Source organism: Capnocytophaga sp. oral taxon 338 str. F0234, from assembly GCF_000192225.1.
Lineage (GTDB): Bacteria > Bacteroidota > Bacteroidia > Flavobacteriales > Flavobacteriaceae > Capnocytophaga.
Genome location: NZ_GL872413.1, coordinates 1,472,315 through 1,480,063, shown reverse-complemented (window position 1 = coordinate 1,480,063; position 7,749 = coordinate 1,472,315). Strand labels below are relative to the sequence as shown.

Below are 7,749 nucleotides of genomic sequence, written 5' to 3'. Positions count from 1 at the left end.
TAGTTTTAACAGAGCTATCAGCATACCTCCTGTGGAGTACGAGTCTTGGCAGTTCCCTGCTGATTACAAACAAAGAGGAAGTATCAAGGATGAGGAAATGCGTGATTTGGTACTCATCTCTTTAGTAGTAAAGAAGGAAGAAACAGATGAGAATTTCAGTTCTTTTAGAGCTAAAGCACCCTCACGTATTGATTTTGGGAGACTTTTCTACAGTTTTGTATTAGACTACAACGAAAAACACTCTAATGAACCTATACAAACGGAAGATGACAATGGCTTGTGTCATTGGATTTTTTACTTGCAACCTAAGTGGTATGAGAAAACGCGATTTATTATCCCTGATGGCACACTTCTTTCCAATAACATCGTTGAGAACAGTGTGATATTCTGTATAAGAAAAGAAGGTGTAGACAATAAACCTAAAGAAGAGGAGGAAGAGGGCGAAACCTATGAATTTCAATAGTATAACCCTAAAATGACACGCTTATGAGTAGAATATACAAGGTAAAGAAAGGGGATACCTTACAGTTGATTGCTGAGAAACTTCAAATCTCAGTAAATGACTTGCGGCATTATCACAATATGCGTTGTGAGTTATGGGAACTATTGGAACAGAAACTAACCTCTAAAACAGAGCGTATTATAGTTCCTTCAGAAGAAGAGCTTACTATATTGCAAGGGCATCAACAGGCTGTACAAAAAGAATTAGAGCGTCCTTCCCGTTATTTGGATAAGAAGTTTTATGCAAAGGACTATAAAGTAAAAGAAGTTGTTCTTACCTCAGATAAAGAAGTAAAAACAGACTATTCACTTTCTTTACAGATGGAAAAAGCCGAAAAAGGTTGGAGTATGATTGTAAATACAACTTATGAGGAGGCTGATACCAAATTCACCGAGTTAGCAACGGCTTGTATGCAGGCGATGCAACCATTAAAATACCATCTATCTGTAAATGGAGGTATTACAGATATAGAAAACCACCGAGAAATCATTGAGCGATTTACGCAAAAACGTATTGATATAGAAGGCTATTTTGAAGGTGAGTTAGCCAAAAGCTATACCGATACCTTCTATGAAAAACTGATAGATAAGGAATATATATTGGAACGCTTACAGATGTCGTTCTTAAATCAGGTACTTTTCCCTCGTATGGAGTGGTTTCATAAAGAGAACGAAAAATGGGAAGAGGAGTTTTGCCCCGTGCAGGGCAGTGCTTTTATTCCTTATGAGTTAGAAGCAGAAGTGGTATTTGAAAAAGAGGAAATTGTAACAATTGTAAAGGGTGAGTTAAAGAGGAATTATAACCTATGGGATTTGTTGGACGGTATTAGAGCTATAGATGATATAACTCCCATTAGAAGTAGTTTTGAAATTACATATAGAACCCAAAGAGATACACAGCAACTTCTCAAAATAGATGCAGAGATAACGCTCTATAATGAAGGAAAATTGTATAGAAAGAATAGTATCAATCTAAAATCTATAAAACACTAAAAATATGCCAGACAAAATAGCAATTACATTCGATGAAAAAAATAAGCCAACAACCAAAGGAGGAACTTTTTACGTTACCATAAATGGCGAAAAAACTTCTAAAAGATATAGATGGTGTATCTATAAGAAGGGAAATGGTAATCCTTTTATTAATGAGATAAAAGAAGATAAAAAACCATTGGAACCAATGAAATTTGGATCTTTTGGAAAAGACGGAGGTACATTTATTATTAAAATATATGATGCTGAAAAAGTAAAAGGAAAAGAAAATTCTGAGCTAAGTAAATTCTCAGAAGAGGCTTCACTTGAAATAGAGATTAAAAAAGAAGAAGAGAAGCCAACAACAAGGCATAATATTAAACCTGAGATTTTAGAAGTACACCTTATAAAAAAGGGAACAGGAAGTATAACAAAGGTAAGCTATCAAGATACTTTAATAGCTATTGCAAAAACACAAGGGTTAGAAGGTAAAAAAATTACGTTTAATCTCTATGAACGTGATGAAAAAGACAGAACTCACGTCAAAGATTTCTTAGCGGAGGTTGATAGATATGGTATGGCAAGAGTTGAAATTCCTTTATTAAGCAATAAGAAAGTATTTCAGTTGTTAGCCAATCAAAAAGCTCCTGAAAATGGGGAGGGAAACAAACACGAGTTTTTTGTAACGGCGAGTTTTGGTTTGAACAAAAATATGATAATCAAGGATAGCAATGAGGTTCAGGCACATCTTAAAAAAAATATCAAAAATGCCTATTTTGTAGATGCTAATGGAAAGAAAGTCAATAAACTACAAGTTGGGGACTCTGTACGTGTTTGTATAGAGTCTGAGGATATGATAGGAACTTTAGTTAGGTATACTATTTTGGAGAAAGACGTTATAAAAGACGATGTGATTTGGCTTAGAAAACTTGTTATTAACGATGATGTTCATACTGATAGTGAGATTACAATAACAGAAAACCTTTTTAAAAAAGGGATAGACTTTTTTGGAATAGACAGCGATTCAGAGAGACAGAATTATTATATAAAAGTAGAAGCCTACGCAGATAAGAAAGAATCGAGTACTTTTGAACTTAGCTTTGAAAGTGTAGTTTACGATGTTGGCATAAGCCCCGTAAAAGTAACGGTTGATGATGGGAAGAAGAAAGAAGATGAGGAGAAGAAATGTTTAAAAAAAGGGGATAAAAATGAGCTTATAAGAGAGCTTAATATACGATTGGCTGGATTTGGAGGGAATATTCCTACTGATGAATTTACAGAACGGACAGAATCTATGGTAAAGCAATTCCAAAGAGATTATATGAAAGTAACAGAAACAGGGATAGTCTGTGAAGAAGTTTTAAAATCTGTTGACGAGTTCTCTGCTAAATTTGATATTAATGATGTAGTTTGGGGACAATTAAAATGTAGCTGTTCTACTAAAGGAAAGGAAGTTACAAGTCTGCTTAGAAAAATTAAAGAGAAAAATAAATGTAATGGATTCGGGGATGGGACAGGAGAGAACATCTCAAATGAAAAGGTTAATAAATATGAATATCCAGGAATACATAGAAGTTTACTATTTGGATTTAAGGCATTACTTTTTTATCTATCAGAACAAGATACATATAGTTTTGCTCTAATAAGTTCAGGTTATCGATGCAGATTTAAAAATTATACAACAACTAATCATCAAGGAAAAGCCATTGACATTCAGTTTAAAAAAAATAATATTATGATATCAGGTAAGAATTATAAAAATATAGAGTCATTAGAGGATATTAGGAAACTCTTTTTTGAAAAATATTTAAAAGCAGAAACATCTTGGAAGAAAAAAAATAACTTCAGTCTTGAGCCTATTGGTCTAAATAAGAATAATACAGAAATTAAAGGGCATACATATAGCTGGATACATATAGATGTTAGAAGATTTGAAAAAGAATATTTAGATGATATTTATTTTTGTAAGGAAAGAAAAACGCTTAATGGAAAATTAATGGTTGAAATAGCAAAAGAATTAAAATTAAATTTATAAAAAATGAAAAAATATATTATTGGTTTATTATTTATTATTTATTTTTCTTGTAATGGAAGAAAAAATAATAATGTGGTGTCAGAAAAGGTAGATTCTTTAAAAATAGAAAATACGCTTAATGTCAATGCAGAAGTAAAAGAGCCTGTAATAGACTTTACCTTCCCCTTAGATAGTCTTAATTATAAACAGGTTAAGTTACCAAATTCTTATTTTCCTACTAATGTCATCGAATGGAATGCCTGTGGAAGTGAGACAATGGACGGAATGTATTTAGGAGAATACAACGAATTCAAGATATTTATAGTTGAAAATGTTTGTGGGGATGCTTCTTATAAAATGCTTTTTTCAACAAAAGAAAGAAATGTTATAGATTCTTTAGAAATAGAAAACTATTATGTAGATCCTGCCAAAGATTTTGAAAATATAATAGATATACAAAAATCTATTTTTACAATGAAAAGTATAGATAGTATAGAGATAAAAAGTATGCATTCGATAGATGGTAAAATGGTAGAATCAAAAACGAATTCTTATCATATAAATGCAAAAGGTAAGTTTGTAAAAGATTAGAAATAATGGAATATTTATAATAATTTGTATTTTTTACATTATATTATATTATATAAAAGTAGAAGCATACGCAGATAAGAAAGAATCGAGTACTTTTGAACTTAGCTTTGAGAGTGTAGTTTATGATGTTGGAGTAAGCCCCGTAAAAGTAAAGGTTGATGAAGGGAAGAAGAAAGAAGAGGAGAATAAAAAACAATCTACAATAGTAACTTACCATATTTACCACGATGGACGCATTGAAAAACACATACCTAAGAAAATAGCAGAAGAATTTAAGCAAAAATATAAATACGTGTATCACGATGAAAAAGGCAATGAACACGAGGTGTGTGTAGCAGAATGGCATACAATTAAAGAAAAAGAAATAGGTGTTTTTTATTCTGCCAAACCCACTCATTCAGAAATTATTTCAGATGAAAATGTATCAGAAGGCAAAACTTCTCAAAGAGTCAGATATAAAAATGGAGATATCGCAGAATATGGAACTCACCCTACAAAAGGGAAAACTTGGATATTATATAAAGCAAAAAATAATGAAGTGGAGTTGTTAAAAATGCCAGATAGTTTAGATTATAAAAAAGACAAAGTTTTTATAAATTATATTTTTTCGGGTACTAAAAGACGTTACACAAGTCCAGATGTTTTTGCAGGATTTATAGGAGCCTTGGCAAGAACAGGACTTAAGATACAAACTACTGGGAGTTGTTTTAAGTATGGAAGTAGTTTTCCGAGTGTGGAGCATATAAATGGAGAAAGTGTAGATACATTGTACTTAAAAGATTCTGATGAACAAAAATTTATAACTGCAATGAATAATTTTGGTTTTAACAAACAAATTACAGGAAAAGACAAGAAAAAATTTGATAATGCAATTCAAGAGAAAAAGGGTTCTTTGCATAATAGTCATTTACATTCAAGATTTAATAAAAGTGTTATAAAAAGAATTTTATTATCGTTTTTAATAATAATTTTTTCTTGTCAGAATAAAAGTAAATCTCAAACGGATTATCAAAATCAAGAGCTACCAAATATAAATAAAGAAATTACAGATAGTTTATTAGGAAGTCCTTTAATTGGAGATAAATTGTTTATAGAAAAATTAAAAGAAACTTGTAGTATAGATTATTTCAATAGAGAAGATTCTTGTTTATATGATAAAATTGAAATTAATTATTATAAACTATTCAGAAAAGAAAAAAAATTAATGGATAGCATCACATTAAATAGTAATATAAACTTGAAATTTAAAAATAATTTGATTGTTAAAAATAATCACGAAGAACATATAAAAACTATATTGTATTCTTACTTAAACAATGATATAATAGATTCTTTATTATGTTACGAATACTATAATAATGCAAATACATTATCAGCATATGAAAAATACTATTATATAAACTTAAAAAAACAAAAAATTTCAACTGTATATCTTGTATATGATGAATCTTCTATAATAGTGGATAATTATGAAGAATATAAAATAGATAATACAACAGGAAAGTTTAAAAAAATAGAAAAATAAAAAAATAGTTTTATTTTTACTGCTTACTGCTAATTTTATAGCTTGTAAACGAAATGCAAATTTTACAGACAAAAAAACAGAAAAAGAAGAATTTACAATAACTAATTCTAAAAAAGAAATTTCGTTTGATGATTTAGAAGAAGTTTCGTTGCCTTTTTGCATAAAAGGTAGTTATGTGAAAGATGATTTGTATTATGTAGATATTGATAAATTTTTAGGCTTTCATAAGTTAAAAAAATCTCTAAACAAGGAAGTAAATGCCCTTTTTCATAAAGGTACAATTGATTTTTTAACATATAAGGATAATCCTTTTTATGAGCTTATTCCATATAGGCAAAATGAATTTGATACACCACCCTTTGCTACTAAAAAAATACAGATAAGTGATAGTATAACATCTATTTTATATGCATATATAATAGAAGATGGAGAACCACGTATAGAGTTACAAACATTTGATAAACAAGGGAATTATATAGACAGTATCATTCTTTATTATCGCCTCGTTGATGAATGTTCATCAGAGCGAACATTTTGCATTGATAAAAACTTTAAAATAAAAATACAAACAGAATTTGGGTGTACTGCAATTGAAAAAGATGATGAAGATTTTAATTTTGAACAGACTGATACATTTAAAATCACTGAAACAGGAAAAATAGTGAAACAATAAAATTAATTTATCATAGAAAAGAATAATACATTTCCTTAAAAACACTACCAAGGAATTTGCAAAACAAATAAACAAGATAGAACAATGAACAATCTACTCACCCATTATCCTGTGAATTGGATAGACGGAATGAAGCTAAGCAGCAGCCATTTTATTGCTGTGCAGGATTTTGTTACCGACAGCGTTAGAGATGCCATAGCCTTGCAAACCACAGACCTTAACTATGGCTTACAGCCTATGGCTGGTGATTCGGTAAAGATGTACGTGCTGTTGGATCACTACAATCAGCTGCAACTAACCCTTGAAGAGTGCCACGCCGTTACTCCTAATGGAATACGTATACAAATCAGTGCCGCACAAGAAGGACAGACCTTAACGCTGAGCAAGGATATGACAGAGATGAAGGGTAATGCCTCCTTCTCTGTGTTTATCACCGCTGAATTGTTTAAACCAACCCCTTACGGAGAGGCAGCAGCACAAGAATACCCACCGCGTATTCCTTTTTTGCGTCCTACCTACTCCCTTTACCTCTATACAGATGAAGAATTAAAGAATAAGGATTTTGGCGATGAGTACCTTATGATTGGAAAGGTAATTGTAGAAAACGGACAGGTGCGCTTGGATGACACCTATATTCCACCTTGTAGCTGCGTGATAGCACACCCTTCCTTACAAAACCTCTACCATCGCATTCGCAGCTTTTATGCTAAGATGGAGAACTATGCCATACAAATCTCACAGAAAATCCATATCAAAAAGCAAAATAATGAGCTATCAGCAATGATAGACAAGATAGATGAGCGTATGTTGGTGTTTTTAGGGCAGGAAATCAACCGCTTTGAACTATTGTCGCCTTATAACCCACCTTGTGAATTACTGCTTTCAGTAACAGCCTTTGCGCGTATTGTGAAGAACTTTACAGATGCTCATTCAGGAGCAGGCAAAGAGGAATTGCTGAACTATTTTTCTGAGTGGTGCAACCTTACCCAAGGTGCTTTTGAGCAGGTATTCAATACCCTTATCAACACCCACTACAACCACAACCATATCCGCAAGCATATCAAAGTAACAGAAGAGTTTATGGACTTGATAGAAGACTTGTACAACAACCTAAGCCGCTTGGATTATATCGGCAAGAAACCCGATGGTGGTATATTTGTGGCTGAAACAACCAATGAAAATCAAGATATAGTAAGGCGTACCCGCAGCCTCTTGGTAGATTAATTTATTAAACAATTAAAGTTATAAATACTATGGAAATAGTCAATAAAGAACAGCGCACAAAAGCCTATTGGTTTTTCGTCCTCTTTTTTGTCCTCACAGTTACTATTGTGGTGATAGCGATGTTTGCCAATGTGCACTTCCCTTTTGAGGAAAACAAATTGCTTAAAGAGAAGAATGCTAAGTTAGAAAAGGATATCGCCATACAAAACCATTTTGCTGCTGATTTAGAGAAGGTAAAGGTAGCTATGG

General features: G+C 31.8%; 8 protein-coding genes. All 8 read left to right on the top strand.

Annotated features, from left to right (window positions below):
- A partial coding sequence (locus HMPREF9071_RS06745) for a TssN family type VI secretion system protein (protein WP_009745856.1) occupies positions 1–463 on the top strand: 463 nt, incomplete at its 5' end.
- A gap of 23 nt (positions 464–486) precedes the next feature.
- Positions 487–1,494 carry a LysM peptidoglycan-binding domain-containing protein gene (locus HMPREF9071_RS06740; protein ID WP_009745855.1) on the top strand — a complete coding sequence of 336 codons (1,008 nt, stop codon included), beginning with the start codon at positions 487–489 and terminating at the stop codon, positions 1,492–1,494.
- A 4-nt stretch (positions 1,495–1,498) separates the two neighbouring features.
- Positions 1,499–3,508: a peptidoglycan-binding protein gene (locus tag HMPREF9071_RS11800; RefSeq protein WP_009745854.1), complete on the top strand. Its 2,010-nt coding sequence runs from the start codon at positions 1,499–1,501 to the stop codon at positions 3,506–3,508.
- Positions 3,509–3,511: 3 nt separating this feature from the next.
- On the top strand, positions 3,512–4,078 hold the full coding sequence (locus HMPREF9071_RS06730; RefSeq protein ID WP_009745853.1) for a hypothetical protein: 567 nt from the start codon (positions 3,512–3,514) through the stop codon (positions 4,076–4,078).
- Positions 4,079–4,370: 292 nt separating this feature from the next.
- Positions 4,371–5,603 carry a hypothetical protein gene (locus tag HMPREF9071_RS12375; protein WP_009745852.1) on the top strand — a complete coding sequence of 411 codons (1,233 nt, stop codon included), beginning with the start codon at positions 4,371–4,373 and terminating at the stop codon, positions 5,601–5,603.
- Between the two features lie 175 nt (positions 5,604–5,778).
- Complete coding sequence (locus HMPREF9071_RS06720) at positions 5,779–6,276, top strand: hypothetical protein (protein ID WP_009745851.1); 498 nt, start codon at positions 5,779–5,781, stop codon at positions 6,274–6,276.
- A gap of 84 nt (positions 6,277–6,360) precedes the next feature.
- Positions 6,361–7,500, top strand: coding sequence for a hypothetical protein (locus HMPREF9071_RS06715; protein WP_009745850.1), 1,140 nt, complete (start codon positions 6,361–6,363; stop codon positions 7,498–7,500).
- Positions 7,501–7,529: 29 nt separating this feature from the next.
- On the top strand, positions 7,530–7,749 hold a 220-nt coding region (gene tssO / locus HMPREF9071_RS06710; RefSeq protein ID WP_009745849.1), incomplete at its 3' end, for a type VI secretion system TssO.

Excerpts from the sequence above, each read along its gene's own strand:
- HMPREF9071_RS06730 (WP_009745853.1), top strand. The coding sequence starts at position 3,512 with ATGAAAAAATATATTATTGGTTTATTATTTATTATTTATTTTTCTTGT.
- HMPREF9071_RS11800 (WP_009745854.1), top strand. The coding sequence starts at position 1,499 with ATGCCAGACAAAATAGCAATTACATTCGATGAAAAAAATAAGCCAACA.
- HMPREF9071_RS06715 (WP_009745850.1), top strand. The coding sequence starts at position 6,361 with ATGAACAATCTACTCACCCATTATCCTGTGAATTGGATAGACGGAATG.
- HMPREF9071_RS06740 (WP_009745855.1), top strand. The coding sequence starts at position 487 with ATGAGTAGAATATACAAGGTAAAGAAAGGGGATACCTTACAGTTGATT.